At 36.2% G+C, this 16,577-nt stretch carries 14 protein-coding genes; 4 read left to right on the top strand and 10 right to left on the bottom strand.

Annotation, left to right across the window (positions count from 1 at the left end):
* Nucleotides 1-11 precede the first annotated feature (11 nt).
* A complete protein-coding gene (pfkA, locus tag JM84_RS09015; protein WP_013752329.1) occupies nt 12-998 on the bottom strand; it encodes a 6-phosphofructokinase in 987 nt (328 codons plus the stop codon).
* A 199-nt stretch (nt 999-1,197) separates the two neighbouring features.
* Nucleotides 1,198-5,658 carry a translocation/assembly module TamB gene (locus JM84_RS09010; RefSeq protein ID WP_144783818.1) on the bottom strand — a complete coding sequence of 1,487 codons (4,461 nt, stop codon included), beginning with the start codon at nt 5,656-5,658 and terminating at the stop codon, nt 1,198-1,200.
* Between the two features lie 21 nt (nt 5,659-5,679).
* On the opposite strand from JM84_RS09010, the gene tsaD reads away from it, so the two are divergent.
* From tsaD to JM84_RS08990, 4 genes are all read left to right on the top strand, one after another.
* A complete protein-coding gene (gene tsaD / locus JM84_RS09005; RefSeq protein WP_144783817.1) occupies nt 5,680-6,720 on the top strand; it encodes a tRNA (adenosine(37)-N6)-threonylcarbamoyltransferase complex transferase subunit TsaD in 1,041 nt (346 codons plus the stop codon).
* 2 nt (nt 6,721-6,722) lie between these two features.
* A complete protein-coding gene (locus JM84_RS09000) occupies nt 6,723-7,427 on the top strand; it encodes a 16S rRNA (uracil(1498)-N(3))-methyltransferase (RefSeq protein WP_144783815.1) in 705 nt (234 codons plus the stop codon).
* 180 nt (nt 7,428-7,607) lie between these two features.
* The gene (locus JM84_RS08995; protein WP_041295727.1) at nt 7,608-8,561 is read left to right on the top strand and encodes a hypothetical protein; all 954 of its coding nucleotides are present in this window, start codon (nt 7,608-7,610) and stop codon (nt 8,559-8,561) included.
* Nucleotides 8,562-8,674: 113 nt separating this feature from the next.
* Nucleotides 8,675-9,448 (top strand): CDP-alcohol phosphatidyltransferase family protein, encoded by a 774-nt coding sequence (locus tag JM84_RS08990; protein WP_144783812.1) that lies wholly within the window; start codon nt 8,675-8,677, stop codon nt 9,446-9,448.
* A 76-nt stretch (nt 9,449-9,524) separates the two neighbouring features.
* Here JM84_RS08990 and JM84_RS08985 read toward each other — a convergent pair whose 3' ends face one another.
* The 8 genes from JM84_RS08985 to JM84_RS08950 form a co-directional block, all read right to left on the bottom strand.
* Nucleotides 9,525-10,190 carry an outer membrane beta-barrel protein gene (locus tag JM84_RS08985; protein ID WP_041295728.1) on the bottom strand — a complete coding sequence of 222 codons (666 nt, stop codon included), beginning with the start codon at nt 10,188-10,190 and terminating at the stop codon, nt 9,525-9,527.
* Nucleotides 10,191-10,347: 157 nt separating this feature from the next.
* Nucleotides 10,348-10,953, bottom strand: a complete 606-nt coding sequence (locus JM84_RS08980) for a porin family protein (RefSeq protein WP_144783810.1) — start codon at nt 10,951-10,953, stop codon at nt 10,348-10,350.
* Between the two features lie 61 nt (nt 10,954-11,014).
* Complete coding sequence (locus JM84_RS08975; protein ID WP_013752337.1) at nt 11,015-11,908, bottom strand: Ppx/GppA phosphatase family protein; 894 nt, start codon at nt 11,906-11,908, stop codon at nt 11,015-11,017.
* Nucleotides 11,908-13,974, bottom strand: a complete 2,067-nt coding sequence (gene ppk1 / locus JM84_RS08970; protein ID WP_013752338.1) for a polyphosphate kinase 1 — start codon at nt 13,972-13,974, stop codon at nt 11,908-11,910. The genes JM84_RS08975 and ppk1 overlap by 1 nt, the downstream gene beginning before the upstream one ends.
* 2 nt (nt 13,975-13,976) lie before the next feature.
* On the bottom strand, nt 13,977-14,459 hold the full coding sequence (locus tag JM84_RS08965; protein ID WP_013752339.1) for a SixA phosphatase family protein: 483 nt from the start codon (nt 14,457-14,459) through the stop codon (nt 13,977-13,979).
* 1 nt (nt 14,460) lies between these two features.
* Complete coding sequence (gene pdxH / locus JM84_RS08960; protein WP_144783809.1) at nt 14,461-15,105, bottom strand: pyridoxamine 5'-phosphate oxidase; 645 nt, start codon at nt 15,103-15,105, stop codon at nt 14,461-14,463.
* 129 nt (nt 15,106-15,234) lie between these two features.
* On the bottom strand, nt 15,235-15,651 hold the full coding sequence (locus JM84_RS08955; RefSeq protein WP_013752341.1) for a hypothetical protein: 417 nt from the start codon (nt 15,649-15,651) through the stop codon (nt 15,235-15,237).
* 6 nt (nt 15,652-15,657) lie between these two features.
* Entirely contained in the window at nt 15,658-16,575 is a 918-nt protein-coding gene (locus tag JM84_RS08950; protein ID WP_144783807.1) for a ribonuclease Z, read from the bottom strand.
* Nucleotides 16,576-16,577 lie beyond the last annotated feature (2 nt).

The following is a 16,577-nucleotide window of genomic DNA, read 5'->3' as shown; positions in this document are numbered from 1 at the left end:
CTTATTTACAATTATGTGGTCATTATCTCTGACACACGGATTAATTCCTTATTAATTTTACTTTTACCTTTTATTGCTTCATCTAGTGGTGTAAGCTCCATCATATCATGAATAGTACCCACCATAAAATTACTTTTACCCTCTAGAAGTGACTCTACAGCCTTTACTCCCATTCTACTTGCAAGAACACGATCATAACACGTAGGAGAGCCTCCACGCTGCATATGACCTAGTACAGATACTCGTACATCATATCCCTCCATATTCTCGTCTACATAGTCTTTTAGTTCAAAAACAGACTTTCCTATTTTATCACCTTCGGCTACAACAACAATACTTGAGGATTTTCCTGATATTTTAGAACGTTGTAAAGACTCTACCAGCCTTTCTATCCCCATGTTTTCTTCTGGGATTAAAATTTCTTCTGCTCCTGCCCCTACTCCTGCGTTAAGAGCAATATGGCCTACATCACGACCCATTACCTCTACAAAGAAAAGTCTGTCGTGTGAGTGTGCAGTATCACGTATTTTGTCAATCGCCTCTACTGCTGTATTAAGTGCCGTATCATATCCAAGGGTACGATCTGTACCAGATATATCATTATCTATAGTACCTGGGATTCCTATTACTGGAAAATCAAACTCTTCGCTAAAGTGAAGTGCTCCAGTAAACGTTCCATCACCGCCTATAACAACAAGTGCATCTATACCGGCTTTTACCATCTCGTTGTGTGCAATCTGCCTTCCATCTTCTGTCCTGAAGCGTTGACATCTTGCAGACTTTAAAAAAGTTCCTCCTTTATTAATAATCCCCCGTACGCTTCTTGCATCGAGAGGAATAAAGTCACCTTCAATCATTCCATCATAACCTCTGTAGATACCAACACAATCTATATTATGGTAGGCACAAGTACGCACTACAGAACGCACAGCAGCATTCATCCCTGGAGCATCTCCTCCAGAGGTCATCACTGCGATTTTGTTTATTTTTTTTGTCATATAAAAGCCAATAAAAATTAAATTTAGGAAACTTACCCTAGAAATATCAAGGAATTAGAGGGTATTTTGCGGGATTGTCAATTTCAAACGTTTTCGTTTGAAAAGTTTTTTCAGATTCTAAGAATTTGGGAGAAAAAATGAAGAAAATAGAAGGGAAATATTAGAAATACGCTTTCGCGAAAGCGTAAAAAAAGTCTAATTAGCGATTAAACTGTACTCCATCTGGAGCTATTTTTTTAGGCACGTCCTTTTCACCTTTGGCTTGCTCAACAGCTTCTTTTATTTTGCCCTTAAAGATTTTACGAAGCAATTCTTTGAAGGTATTGAAATCTACCGCATACGATAATCCCACTCCTTGCGTATATCCTTCTGTCTCGCCTATAAATTGAATATCTGTCTGGCGGTTGAAAACTTTGGCGCGCAGTGTCCCATCTTCGTTCAAGAGAAAATCTATTTCTACATCCCCTACAATCACGCTCTCACTCACTCCACCCGTAGGCACTCCAACCTTACCATTAATAAGTACACGGTTTGTAATTTGTGTGGAGAGCGTCACTCCCACTCTACCGGCAGACTGTACATCGAGAGTAGGGTCACGATCTGCTTGTACAAGATCTATACCTACGTCAAAAATACTGTCGTCATCATTAAAGAGAATTCCAGATAGAATAGATGATGTAGTCTCAAGTAAGTTATTTACCGCAGCCGAAGCCGTATTAATATCTGCCGAACTTAAAAAGGCTCCTTGAGATACTAGGGATATCGCATTAAGCTCCTTAGCATTTCTATCTTGAAGTAAAAACTCTAATTCTGAAACCACCGTACTACCTGCTCCAGGAAATTCTATATCAAAAGTAATATCTGGCTTGAGTAGCTCACCATCTAAATTGATAACTACGTTTACAGGAATCTTTCTATTTACCGTAGAAGTTTGCAGTAACGTTCCTGGATTTGCTTGCGTTCTATAGATTGCGCTTACATCTAGAAGTGCTTTTGCAGGATCGCCATCCCAACGTATGTTTGCATCTTGTTGTAATATAAAATCCTTTGTAATAAAGCCACCATATCTAAAGTTAAAGACACCTTCGGTAGCAATAAAATCCCCGTTCATTATAAACTTGCCGTTAGTATCTAGCTGTATCAATAGTGTTCCCACTCCTCTACCTCTTAGCGTACTTCCGTTTGCTTTATCGACCACCACCTCCACTTCTGCATCTGGATCAATATCTAGATCAAAGTTTACAGAAAGTCCTTTTACAGCCTCTGTAATTACTTGTACGCCATTAATGCGCGCTTCTTTTTCTTCTGGACTTAAGAATTTAATATAAGAGTTGTCTCCTAGTGCCTCAGAGTCATCTATCGGAATCTTAAAAGTAGTTCCTCTCGCAGTTTCTCCAAAAACATCAATAACCAAGTTATCTGTAGGCCCTTTGATAAACGCTTCACCTTCTAAAAATGCTGTACCATAATAGAGAGATTCTAGATCTTCTTCGGTATCCAGCACTGCAATTCTTGTAGCCGAAATGCCAAGATCAAGTTTCCAATCACTAAAAGACTTATGACTTATAGAACCGTTAAGTGCACCTAGCGTTTTATACTTAACATCCTCCAACTGTATTGCATCAAAAATGAACTGTTGTTTATTTAATGTAACATTTGAAGTGCCTTTGAAGTCGTAGTTAACATTTAAATAAGGAATGGCAATTCCCGCATTCTCTAGCGTGAGATTCCCATTGATGTCAGGATTTCTGTAATCACCTACTACTTTTGCCTCTCCGCTTGCTAGTCCTCTTATTTGATCTATAACTCCTTTACCCATCGGGTTAAAGGGGCTTAAATCTAAATCACTGAGTCCTACATCCATATCAATATAAGGCACTTTTCCCGAAGCATCTATACTTCCATCTGCTGTTAAAGAACGGAGACCATCGCGCTCTAACTTAGATTTTATACTATATTTTGAAAGTGTAGCATTACCAGTAACATTTAAGTCCAGCTGACCAAGATTAGTCCCGTTTACCGAAAAGTCTTTAATGGCAAGAGACGTATTTGGCAAATAAGCACCGTTCTTTTGTAAGATATCGAGTTTACCATTGATACGTCCTCCTAAATCAAGACTGTCAAGATCTGGTGTTACCTTGGCAAGATCAACATTTTTAAAATTGGCTTTGACATCCTTATAAGTACTATCCCTAAGTTGCCCTTTAAGATCAATACGTTCATCATTGTGGCTCAGCACTAATGTATTAATGTCAATATCTTTAAAGTTATTATCAAAGACTACACTGTTCTTTCTATCATTCTCTTCATTAATAAACCAAGGATTCTCTTTAAAAATGATTTTTGATTTTTTAAACCCTAATACAGAGTTTCCTTCTGCGTTAATGGTGTGATATAAAGAGAGATCAAAGGAATCATCGTTGCGCTTACCACCTTTAAATTCTGACCTCATGAATAATGTATCCTTTAGAGTAACATTAATGAGATTAAAATCTGATACTGCATAGAAACCTGCATTTATACTATCTGCAGCTACGTAAGTATTAAATAAAGGGTTCTTATTATCTACACGGACCTCAATTGCTTCTGCCATGTAACCAAAGGCATCTATCTTTGGTGACTTGAAGGTGAGTTTGAATTCAGAATCATTTGCCACCACACTACCTCGTATGATTGTTTCTGGCTCAAAATCTAACTCGGGAACAAATATGGCTACTATCTTATTAAAGATGGTAAACTCAAAATCCATAAACTGATCTTGTGTAAGAATTTCTGGCTGATAGTTTGTGTATAAACTCCCAATAGCATTTTTAAATAATGGTACCACTTCATTAAACTTAAAAATACCTCGAACCTCACCACTTATAATCTCTGTGGAGTTAATATCAATGGTACGCACTTTTTTTGCGTCAAACTTTGCGGTGATTTCAAAATCTTTAAAGCTGTAGGTATTATTCTTATTTTGATAACTAGCATCTGCAAAAGAAATTCTACCATAGACGTCTTCTATGTTTGTACCCTTCATGTCTATAATAACATTACCCTTAAGGATGGAAATGCTATCATTGATAAAATTGAGCATTTTAAGATCTGCGTAGTCAATTTGAGCTTCTAGATCGTAGCTATTAAACTCTTTTGAGATATCTATTAATCCGTTAAGTTTTGCTTTTGCATTAGGATCATCAAGCAATAACTCTCCATCAAAAACTGGCGCTTTAAGATTTCCAAAGACCGTAATATTTTTATAGACATAGTTATTATACCCCATACTTTTTATACTTCCAGAGAGCTTTGTATTTATGGTTTCTTGTATAAATCCTTTTCCCTCAACATCCATATCAAAGGTGGTCTTCCCCAGTCGTTTATCATCTAGCAGTTTACCTAAGTTAAAGTTATCGAACTTTACATTACCCTCATAGCCTGCATTATCTGCATCTCTCAATCCCTTCAATAAAAGATTTAGTGAGATATCACCTAAGTTTGTGGCGATATCACCTTCAGCTACAACTGTAGAAAGCGTTACTGCGTTAGCACCTCGGAAAGATACTTGACCTAATTTTGACATTTCTGGTGGTAACGAAGAAAGTACGTCTGGCAACAATCTTTTTAGATCAAAATAATTGGTTTCAATCTTATTATAATTTCCAGATATTCTAAAATCATCACCGCTCACTACTCCGTCAAAATAAACATCACCTTCTATTACAGAATTCCCTAATCCTGTTACTCTAAGATTTGGCACTCTAAAGTCATTAAGGTACCCAGTTACATTCCCAGATATATCTAAATCAATGTCTGGCGCAATCTCTCTATAGAATGGACGTATATCGTTAGTAGATATTTTTGCTTTCGCGAAAGCGGCATCCAACTCCACTAGCGTATTAAAATCATCTAGCGCTCCATCTGAGGTATCTAACTTGATATCACCCTCAATAGCAGAAAAGTCTGTTGTAAGTGAAAAATCTTTGAGCGTTATTAAATCTGGATCATAGTGAAAAGTTCCATCTAGCGATCTTATCTGGTAGCCTCTTATAGCATCAAATGATAGTGACTCAATATGAGCATCTACAGAGCTGCTATTGAGATGAAAATCTTCCCAGTTAGTTGAAAGGTCTTGATAATCGAGTACTAACGAGTTTTCTAAATCTCCATTTACATACATAAATCGACCTTCAGAAATTGCCACATTATCTGAAGACATAATAAAAGCCTTTCCAGATTTAGGAGCATTTGTCGCAAACTGGCGTGAGAATAGCGTTAAGTTATCTGAGGCTTCACCTTTATACTTTGTGAGGTAAAAGTTTACACCTTCAAGTGTAATATCGCCTAGTTCCATATTATTGTCTAGCACCTTCTGGACACTATAAAGACTTGTAGCAAGCTCTCTCACGTAGATCATAGTATCCTGCTTATGATCTTTAATTAATGTTCCTTTCACAAGAACATCTCCATTCCATTTGAGACCTACACGTTCTACTTGTATGCTCGTACCGTAGGTATTATTTATGCGCTCCGTAACACTCTTGGCAATTCGAGTTTGAACGCTGGGAAGAGAAAACAACAATAGAATGAGCCCAAAAAGCAAGAATAACACTAGAAGTGTGCGAAGTGCTATTTTTTTAAATTTCTTGATAGGGCTTATTGTTTTAACTTTGTACACTTACTGCAACATACGTGCCTTATGAATAATACGATTACTTCTACTTATATTCTTGCAATAGAATCATCTTGTGATGACACTGCTGCTGCTGTTTTACACAACGACAAGGTACTCTCAAATGTTGTTGCAAACCAAGACATTCATCAAGAATATGGAGGGGTAGTTCCAGAGCTTGCTTCACGTGCACATCAACAAAATATTGTTCCCGTTGTAACAGCTGCTTTACGCAAAGCAAATATCGATAAAAATCAGCTAAGCGCTATAGCTTTTACAAGTGGTCCAGGCTTATTAGGATCTTTACTTGTGGGTACCTCTTTTGCTAAATCATTTGCTTTGGGTTTAGATATACCCCTTATTGATGTTAATCATATGCAAGCACACATTCTAGCTCATTTTATTGATGAAGAAGGCTATAGTAAACCTACATTTCCCTTTCTAGGAGTTACTATCTCCGGAGGTCACACACAGATTGTTCGTGTAGATGATTACTTCACCATGGAGGTTATAGGGCAAACTATAGACGACGCCGTAGGGGAAGCTTTTGATAAAAGTGCAAAAATATTAGGCTTACCCTATCCTGGAGGACCATTAATTGATAAATATGCACAAAACGGAGACCCTAAAGCCTTTCCTTTTACAAAACCTAAAGTAGGCGGACTAGACTTCAGTTTTAGTGGTCTCAAAACGCAAATTATGTATTTTGTACAAAAGCAACAGCTAGCAGATCCCAGCTTTATAGATAATCGTCGCGATGATGTTTGTGCATCAATTCAATATACTATTGTCAATATTTTGATGGATAAAATTAAAAAAGCTGTAAAAGAAACAGGGATTACTCAAATTGCAATAGGTGGTGGTGTTTCAGCAAATAGTGGAATACGGGCTGCTCTAAAAGCAACTGAGTCAAAATATGGATGGACTACCTATTTACCTAAATTTCAATACACCACAGATAACGCAGCAATGATAGGAATTGTGGGTTATTTAAAATATAATGAGCTATCTGATAAAAACGCGTATCAAGACCTTGGTATTAGTGCTCAATCACGATTAAAAATATAAGAATGCAGTTATTTTATAGTGAGACATTAACAATAGATAGCGACACCTATACCCTACCTAAAGATGAAAGTAAGCACGTAATACGTGTTTTACGTAAAAAAACTGGTGATGCCATTCACCTCACTAATGGCCACGGATATCTTTTTAATGCAATCGTGGCAGAAGAAAATCCTAACAAGTGTAGATTGCAAATAGAAAGTTATAGTTATCAAGAGCCTAGAAATTATAAACTTCATCTAGCTGTTGCACCTACAAAACTTAATGACCGCTTTGAGTGGTTCTTAGAGAAAGCTACAGAAATAGGTATTACAGAAATTACACCACTACTTTGTGATCATAGCGAACGCAAGGTTATAAAAGAAGAGCGTTTCATGAAGATTATCCAAAGCGCTATGAAGCAATCACTACATTATCATCTCCCTAAAATGAATGCTCTCACCTCCTTTTCTGATTTTGTGGGGCATCAAAATCATGAAGATATATTTATTGCACACTGTGAAGATCTTAAAAAAGAGTCCCTTAAAGACTATCTCAAGCCAAACAAATCATACACTATACTCATAGGTCCAGAAGGAGATTTTTCTCCTGCCGAAATTGAACTTGCTCTTAAACAAGGTATTATTCCTGTGTCTCTTGGTAAGAGTCGTTTACGCACAGAGACAGCAGCTATAGTTGCTTGTCACAGCGTCGCTTTTATTAATGAATAATTACTGGCATTTAAACTCAAAAAACTAGAACAAAAAGCAGATTTTGTAAATTCAAATATTAATGGTTTATTTGCTTCCTGCGTCTCCACAAGAGATAAAGGCCCAACCTATTATTAATCAAAAGATTAGATAAAATTGCGCAATTTTGTCAAGACGGTTGTACCCTTTATCCCGGCGCTTATGAGCGTTTTCGGAGGCATTACTATGATGATAAGTTTAGAGTTATTTTTTACAAATGACCACCTACCTGAGTTCAAAAACATACTTCTGTTACTAATATTTTTGAGTTCTATTCTTGTTGTCGTTGTTCTTGGTTTTATTCTTTCAAAAACAGCCCGTCTTAAGTTTTCTGGAGATTCATTATCTCAAGAGATACAAAAATTGACACAGCAAGTTCACTATTTTAGGGATATTGCAGATATTCTTTTAAGATCATCAGTGTGGACACCAGGGCTTAAAGAATACATTGACGAGGAATTTTCAAATCTCAATTACTTTTTAGTCAAAGAGTTCTACAAAGGAAGGTCTAAACTAGCATTAGAATATATAGAAGAAAAAGATCGCTACGGAGAAACAGAAATACTATACCTAGAAACCAAATCACTACTTCTCAATGATCCTAGTAAGAGCAGTGTAAAAGGTTATATGAATCCTAAAGAATATGATGTACGCATGCTCAAAAAATGGACAGAGCATAAGGTAGGAATGGGCTGGAACCATTACTTTGGATTTAAATATAACCAGTTTAAAGAAGAACTAGATATACATCGCGTGTATGAACGCCATCAAGAGAGGATTTTAAAGTATGCAACACAGCTAGACCCCATAAGATACAGAGGTATGGGATTCAGCGAAGAGCTTATTTCAAAACTTGGAATGCACCTTTCTGAAGAAGTACTTCCTCAATTACTAAGTCTTACATCGCAGTCTGTACGGAAAGTTCCCAAAGTTATAACGGTTGCATTTATACTAATTGTATTGCTCGTAATATTCGGGGTAATACAACCTACCATCACCCTTCTTTTTGGGTTGAATGTAGTATTCGGTTTTATATCTATAACTGTTGTAGTGAGCATCATTTTCTTCTTAATGCTTTCTATATATCCTTTCGTAAAACGAGAAATTAATGGCTGATTTACGCTTTCGCGAAAGCAGAAAGAACTACTTAAACCTTATCTTTACATAAAATAAATTGCTGTTTTAAATGCACCTTCTAGGTTTTTAAAAATGCTACTACCTAGAAATTTATGTCAAAATTACCCAAAGCACACAAATTTGTTGACCTTTCTGATTATGGCCGAAGCATTGCGCGCCTTATCGCACTTTCCCTAAAAAACACAGCAACAACTCCTGTACAAGTAACCTACTCTTTTGTAGTAAGTGGCATTATTGCTATTATTTGTATTATTAAGGGGTATTACTTTTTGGCTGCATTTTTCTTGATTCTAAAATCAATTCTTGACGCAGCAGATGGCGAACTTGCTAGAATTAAAAAAACACCTTCTTACACTGGAAGATATCTAGATTCAATATCTGATATTCTACTAAATGCTGCAATACTATACACCATTGGATATATAACTAATACTGACTTATACTGGACGGTGTGTGCCTTTCTTTGCATACAACTTCAAGGAACATTATATAATTACTACTATGTGATACTACGTAGCAAGCTTTATGGCGACACCACAAGTCGTGTTATAGAAATAGGAATTCCTAAGGCGTTGCCAGGAGAGCAGCAAAGTACTGTTACATTTTTATATAAAACATACAGAGTGTTGTATGGCGCATTTGACGCTCTTATTTATAAGCTGGACCCTAAGGCAGAGAAAGGGTCTATTACACCTAACTGGTTGATGACAATAGTTTCTACTTTTGGTCTAGGTTTTCAATTATTATTAATTGCATTTTTTCTTGTGGTTGGACTTGCAGATTATATAATTCCTTTTTTTATAGGATACTCAATTATGATACCTATTTTAATAATCACTAGAATGATAGTTACAAGAGAAGTGTAACACTTCCTCTTCTTATAAACCAAAAAAGCCCAGCTATTATATATAGCTGGGCTTTTTGATTAAATAATAAGGTAGGTTATAAACGGTACCCTATACTCAATGTAATGTATTGATTAGTTCCTGATCCATTTACAAGGAAGTTATCTCCATTCACAAGGCTATTATTATCTGCTTGTGGATCTCCTTCTCCTGGTGTATATGGTAAACGTACCGCTGCATCGTCTTCAAAAACCTCTAAGAATCCTTTAGTAAAGCGAGCTTCTACAAAGATGCTCTCGTTAAAGTGATATCCTAGACCACCAAATGCAGAAAAGTCAAATGATTTGTAATTTTCTGATTGCTCAAAAAATGAAATCTTAAGCCCTGCTTGTGGTCCTGCAATAAGAAAAAGTCTATTAAGGTTAAGACGTAATCCTAAAGGAATTTGTAGAAAATCATAACGAACACCTTCATACTTGTTTCCTTGTGATGCAAAAGCAAATTCTGGCTGAAAGCTTAATTTGTTAGTTACTGGAATTTCTGCAAGAAATGCAACTGCAAATCCGTAGCGACCTTCATCTATAGAATTGAATGGCGCAATAGCAGGGTCACCATCTAAACCTGTATTTACGATAGTGTACTCAAGATTGCTTATTTCACTCACACTCAATCCTGCTTTAAAGCCAAAACGTACGCCTTGTGCAAAAAGCTGTGTGCTACATAAAAATGCAAAAAAGATGATAGATAGTACTATTTTTTTCATAATTAAAAGAATATTCGTCATTAGTAAATAGAGATGACGTTGGGAATCTCAGGGTATAAAGATAAATTGTATAAATCAGTTTTCTGTAGTAAAATATAAAAACCCAGTAAATAAACTATAAAAAACAAATTACAACCGATAACGAACACGATTTGCCTTAAAGTCTGTAGCCTATTCCTAGTTGAATCACTGCATTTTTACCTTCTAGACCTGAAAATCTAATATTTCCAGTATTATCAAAAGTAAAATTATTATCATCTTGAAAGATATCTGTGAGACCATAAGTATATCTTGCTTCGATAAAAATGTTAGAATCAAAGATGTAACCTAAACCTCCAAATGCTGAGGCCTCAAAATTTGAAAATATTCCAGACTTATTAGGATCCCATACTTTTACACCTACCTGTGGTCCAGCATTAATATACAGATTACTTAAATTAAGTTTCAATCCTAAAGGAAGGTTTAAGTAATCTAAGCGAAAACTTTCTAAATTCTTTCCTTGTTGTGAGAAGATAAATTCTGGCATAAAACTTAATTTCTCTGAGATAGGAATATCTACTAAAAAACCTACAAAATAACTTGTGCGCTTACCGTCAAGTTGGTTTTCAATTCTATCTGCCGAAGCGCTGCCATCATTATTGAAGGATAATCCATTTACATCAGCAATATTTAAACCTGCTTTGAATCCAGAAGTAACTTGCGCATTGATGCAAGAAAAAGATAAAAGAAACAATCCCGTAATAAAAAATAATGATTTTTTCATAAGCTAAAGTTTTGTCGTTCTACGTTTTACAAGCAAATATACATTAAATTTAAAATCCTCATTATGAATTGTTAGCATGATACAAACTCTTGATAATACCATCTGCAAGTCCAATTTTTGGAACGATTATCTGTTTTGCTTTTGATGATTTCATTGCTTGTAAATAAATATGCAATGCTGGAATTATTACATCTGCACGGTCTGGGTTGAGAGACAGCTTTACAATTCGCTCTTCATAGCTTAAAGTTTTTAGTTCTTTATATAATTGAGTAAGGAAGAGGTATGATAAAGTTTTCCCTGGCTTTTTTGCACTTAACTTAAACACCTTGTTTATATTTCCTCCAGATCCTATTAGGTCAATATGATCATAGTTTTCGCATTTTAAAGCAATCCATTTCTGCATAATTTCCCAATCTTCTTGAGATACGAGATCATTTAATAAGCGTACAGTTCCTATTTTAAACGATCTAGATGCAATCATGCTACCCATATAATAGATGGTTATCTCTGTACTTCCTCCTCCTACATCTACATAAATATAGGTTCGGTCTTCTTTTATAAAGCTATTAAGATCTGTGGCAGCTATAATTTTTGCCTCTTCCTCGCCGTCTATGATATCTATGGTAATATTCGTTTTTTTCTTTAACGCTTTCGCGAAAGCAAAACCATTGCGAGCATCTCTCATCGCACTCGTAGCACAAGCTCTATATTCTAGCACTTGATGAGCATTCATAAGTAACCTAAAAGCTTTCATGGCATCCTCCATGCGCTCTTGGTTCTTTGCAGAAATCTCCCCGTTAATAAAAACGTCTTCTCCAAGCCTAATAGGCACACGAACTAACGCGTTTTTTCTAAATAGCGTAGGACCATCTTCCTGCTCAATGATGTTTGCGATGAGTAGACGTACTGCATTAGAACCTATGTCTATTGCGGCATATTTTTTTATGGTAAGCACTATAATTGAGAGAGTTTATTTACATAATAGTCATACGTAGCAAATTGTGATCTTATCGCTGGCTTATCGTCTTTTTTGTATCTGTTATCCATCTCTTTGTTGAGTACACGTGCTTTTACGTTATCACTCCACGCAATCTCATGTGTCTCTATTATTTCTTTCTTGACATCCTCATCGTAAATAGGGACTGTAACTTCTACCCTATTATCAAGGTTACGGCTCATCCAGTCTGATGAAGAAATGAATACCTTCTCCCATCCTGGCTCTCCAAAGATGTAGACTCTAGTATGTTCAAGGAATTTATCGATGACACTAATAATTTTAATGTTCTCACTCATTCCTGGTACCCCAGGAATCAAACAACATACACCACGTACAATCATTTCTATCTTTACACCAGCGTTACTCGCCTCGTAAAGCTTATCAATGATTTCATAATTAGAGATACTATTGAGCTTTAATCGTATTAAACCGTTTCCACCATTTTTTACAACCTCTATTTGTTCTTGAATAAGCCTATACATCTTATTTCTTGAGTAGTGTGGTGCTACTACGAGATGCTTATATTTATTTACTATATAATTGGTGTCAAAGAAATTGAAGAGCTTGCTTAAATCCTTTAATATTTCCTTGTTTGCTGTAAAGAGTGTGTAATCTGTATAAATACGGGCCGTAGAGTGGTTAAAATTTCCTGTACTTATAAAACCATAACGTACTATCTTACCCTCTTCCTCTCTATCAATCACACAGACTTTACTATGAACTTTTAAACCAGGCACACCAAAGATGAGACGTACACCTTCGTTTTGCATTTTCTTTGCATAGCGCATGTTCGACTCTTCGTCAAAACGTGCTCGCAGCTCTATTTGTACCGTTACTTCTTTTCCATTTTGGGCTGCGTTAATAAGTGCACTTGCGATACTTGATAATTTTGCAAGTCTATAGATAGTAATTTTTATAGATCTCACTTTAGGATCTAGTGCTGCTTCTCTTAAAAATTTGATAGTATAAGAGAAGCTCTGGTAAGGTGTGTATTGCAAGAAGTCTTTCTTTGCGACCTTAGCTAGTAGGTTATCTTCTAGGCTTATTCCCGCAATAGGTAATGGCTTGACACTTGGGTAGTAGAGCTCTTTCCTACCAAAGGTCGGGAAGTTCATATAATCTTTCCTGTTGTGATATCTACCACCAGGAATGATACTATCTATACGCTCTATACCTAATTTACTAAGTAGAAACTGTAGCGTTTCTTGCTCAATTGTTTTATCAAAAACAAAGCGCACAGGTTCCCCATCTTCTCTTCCTTTTACGCTTCGAGTGAGTTTTTCTAAAAAGCTCTTACCTAAATCAGACTCAATATCTAGCTCTGCGTCACGTGTTATTTTAATCATATGAGCAGTAATACTGTCATAATCAAAAATGCTAAAAATGGTATCAAGATTATACCTAATCAAATCATCTAGCATCATGATGTAATCCTTACCATCTACTTGCGGCAACACTACAAAACGATCTATCGTACTTGGAATCTCCAAAAGTGCATATAACGGCTTCTTTGTATCTGAAAGCACCATCTTTACCATTAAATAGGCGTCAAGATCTTGAATACGTGGCAGCTCTACATCTTCACGTAGGATAATAGTTTCTACAGCGAGAGATACTTGATCTGTAAAGAAGTCTTTAATAAATGTTTTATGCTCCGGAAGTGTAATTTCATCTTCGGTGAGCATGTAAATGTTTTCTTTCTCTAGCTTTTTATAAATATCCTCAAGAATCTTGAGGCTTTCTGTTTGCTGTTCTATTACAATCTCAGTGATTTTTTCAAGTAACTCTTCGGCAGAATAAACTCCTAAGGCCTTTCTTCCTGTTTTACCAGCATCTACAATTCTACGCACCGTAGCATATCGTACTCTAAAGAACTCGTCTAGGTTATTTGAAAAAATACCTAAAAAACGAAAACGCTCAATAAGTGGTACATTTTCATCAGCAGCTTCTTGCAATACCCTAGCGTTAAATTGTAACCAACTTAACTCACGGTTTATATATCTGTTTTCGTCTGTTTGCGTCATTATTATAATTCTTTAGGAGCTTTGTAATAAATCGTCTTTCCTTGTTTGAGATTTTTCCAACTATCAATATCAAAAGTTATTGCTGTAAACGCAGCTGTAGAGACATTATCTATAGTTTCATTTCCATAAGTATTGACCACATTAGTCATTGCATTATTATGCCCAAAAACCATTAAACAATTAACTTCATCACTCACATTACGTATCACCTCAACGAGATCTGCTCCCGCAAAGTCATACATTTTATAGTCTAACTGTATTTCTCTATCATCGATACCATATGCTTTTGCAAAGTATACAGCAGTTGTTTTTGCTCTTAAAGCATCACTACTCATCATAAGATCTGGCTTAGGCATTGTTGACGCAATATGGTCTGCCATCGCGGGTGCGTCATTTAAGCCTCTTTCATTGAGCGGTCGCTCATGATCTATAACATCAAATTTCCAACTTGATTTTGCGTGTCTTACGAGGTAGAGTGTTTTCATATTACGAGGCTAATCTTTCTTTAATCCACTGGTCGTTTTCTAGTCTGTAGCGTATTCTATCATGTAAACGGCTCGGTCTTCCTTGCCAGAACTCTATAGATACGGGCTTTACAATATAACCACCCCAGTGTGCTGGACGTGGTATATCTTTTCCTTCGTAAGTTACTTTGAGTGCCTTCATCTTATCTTCCAGAACTTCTCTTCCTCCAATCACACTACTTTGGTCAGAAACCCAAGCACCTAGCTGACTATCTTTTGGTCTAGCATTAAAATAAGTATCAGAGCGCTCTGTACTTACTTTTTCTATATCACCTTTGATAATCACTTGACGTTCTAGATTAGGCCAGAAAAAAGAAATTCCCACCTTATCGTGGTGAGCTATACTCTCCCCTTTCTCGCTTGTATAATTTGTATAAAAAACAAACCCATCTGCATCTAGTTCTTTGAGAAGAACAATTCTTGATTTTGGAAAACCGTCTGTTCCTAAAGTGGCAACAGTCATCGCATTCGGTTCGGCAACGCCTCCGGCGTCTTCCACTTCTTTAAACCAAGTTTTAAATTGGTCCATAGGGTTTAAAGCCGAGTTTTCTAATAGCAACTCGCCTTTCTCGTATGATTTTCTGTAGTCGTGTAAGTCTCTGTTCATTGCAGTAAATGTACGAAGACCGTGGTGAAGATAAAAGTCAGAATTAGTTCAGAATTCCTAAAAATGACCCAAAATATGCGCTTTAAAAGATAAAGATTTTGAGATGCACGCTTTCGTGAAAGCGTACTTCTACTTCCTCATGAATCTTTTTTTAATCAAAAGTTTTCTCACCTTATCATTATGCTTTCTAATACGTGTGAACTCCTCATAATCCATATCCTCATCATCTACTCCTGATGCGGCAAACTGACCTTCAAAGTTTTCTAACATCTCCACACGATCTGTGTAAATATTATAACGACGATGCTCTGTAAATCCATCTGCTTGTAAAAAATACTCACAGATATATTGATCTTCCAGCATAAATAACTTAAAAGTAATACTGATATTTCCTTTTACAGAAGTAGATCCATAAATGGTATTAATCTTCTTAAGCTGCGTATCTGGGCTTACTAGAAATAGGTTACGCGGTATCAAAATATCAAAATGCTCTTGCAACTTAGCCAGCACTGGTTTTGCTATTTTCTTAATTTCTTCTTCCATCATAACGCTTTAAAATGTAAATTCTTTACCATCGTCTCCTAATAAGACATTCTCAAAATGAGGTCTAGCTTCTTCTGCAAATAGATTCAAATCTCCATACCTTATGGAGTAATGACCTAATACCAAGCTTTCTACCTCTGCCTTTGCGGCTATCTGTGCTGCTTGTGCCGCAGTACTGTGACCCGTAGGCTTACACAGATGTGCGTGACTTTCTAAAAAAGTTGCTTCATGATATAACACGGTAGCTCCTTTAATCTGTGTAGCTATTGCCTCTTTGTAAGCAGTATCACTACAATATGCATAACTCTTAGGCTTAGCCGGGTCAAAGGTAAGCTTATCATTAGGGATAAGCCTTCCATCGTCTAAGGTAATATCGCCTCCTTGCTTAATTTTTGAATAATAGGCTTTATCAATTTCAAGATTGAGGCACGCATTTATATCAAGCTTACGTTCACCTAGCTTTTCTTGAAAGTAAAAACCATTAGTGTAAATCCGATGTTTAAGTGGTATTGTACTTACCGTCACCTCATCATCCTCATAAATAACCGTAGGTTCTTTGCTAGTAATCTCTACAAAGCGTAGCGGATAACTAGTAAATCCTTGCGTGATTTTGAGTTGTAAAAGTATAATTTCTTTAAGACCCTTAGGTCCATAAATGGTAAGTGGTGCGGTTCTCTTAAGAAGACTAAACGTAGTAATGACTCCCATGAGTCCAAAAAAATGATCTCCGTGCAAATGCGATATAAATATATGCTTTATACGAGAAAATTTAATCTTATTACGGCGTAGTGCAACTTGTGTACCTTCTCCACAGTCTATGAGAAATAAATGATTGCGTATATCTAAAACCTGTGAGGTAGGATTTTTAAAAGAGCTGGGAGCTGCCGCATAACAACCTAAAATTGTAAGATGTAGATTGCTAGACATAT

The organism is Dokdonia sp. Hel_I_63, assembly GCF_007827285.1.
Taxonomy (GTDB): domain Bacteria; phylum Bacteroidota; class Bacteroidia; order Flavobacteriales; family Flavobacteriaceae; genus Dokdonia.
The sequence above is the reverse complement of the archived record's forward strand: the minus strand, read 5'-3'. Positions and strand labels throughout refer to the sequence as shown.

Coding starts and splice junctions, on each gene's coding strand:
- JM84_RS08980 (WP_144783810.1), bottom strand. CDS start 10,953: ATGAAAAAATCATTATTTTTTATTACGGGATTGTTTCTTTTATCTTTT.
- JM84_RS08985 (WP_041295728.1), bottom strand. CDS start 10,190: ATGAAAAAAATAGTACTATCTATCATCTTTTTTGCATTTTTATGTAGC.
- tsaD (WP_144783817.1), top strand. CDS start 5,680: ATGAATAATACGATTACTTCTACTTATATTCTTGCAATAGAATCATCT.
- JM84_RS09000 (WP_144783815.1), top strand. CDS start 6,723: ATGCAGTTATTTTATAGTGAGACATTAACAATAGATAGCGACACCTAT.
- JM84_RS08955 (WP_013752341.1), bottom strand. CDS start 15,651: ATGATGGAAGAAGAAATTAAGAAAATAGCAAAACCAGTGCTGGCTAAG.
- JM84_RS08950 (WP_144783807.1), bottom strand. CDS start 16,575: ATGTCTAGCAATCTACATCTTACAATTTTAGGTTGTTATGCGGCAGCT.
- pfkA (WP_013752329.1), bottom strand. CDS start 998: ATGACAAAAAAAATAAACAAAATCGCAGTGATGACCTCTGGAGGAGAT.
- JM84_RS08990 (WP_144783812.1), top strand. CDS start 8,675: ATGTCAAAATTACCCAAAGCACACAAATTTGTTGACCTTTCTGATTAT.
- pdxH (WP_144783809.1), bottom strand. CDS start 15,105: ATGAACAGAGACTTACACGACTACAGAAAATCATACGAGAAAGGCGAG.
- JM84_RS08995 (WP_041295727.1), top strand. CDS start 7,608: ATGAGCGTTTTCGGAGGCATTACTATGATGATAAGTTTAGAGTTATTT.
- JM84_RS08965 (WP_013752339.1), bottom strand. CDS start 14,459: ATGAAAACACTCTACCTCGTAAGACACGCAAAATCAAGTTGGAAATTT.
- ppk1 (WP_013752338.1), bottom strand. CDS start 13,974: ATGACGCAAACAGACGAAAACAGATATATAAACCGTGAGTTAAGTTGG.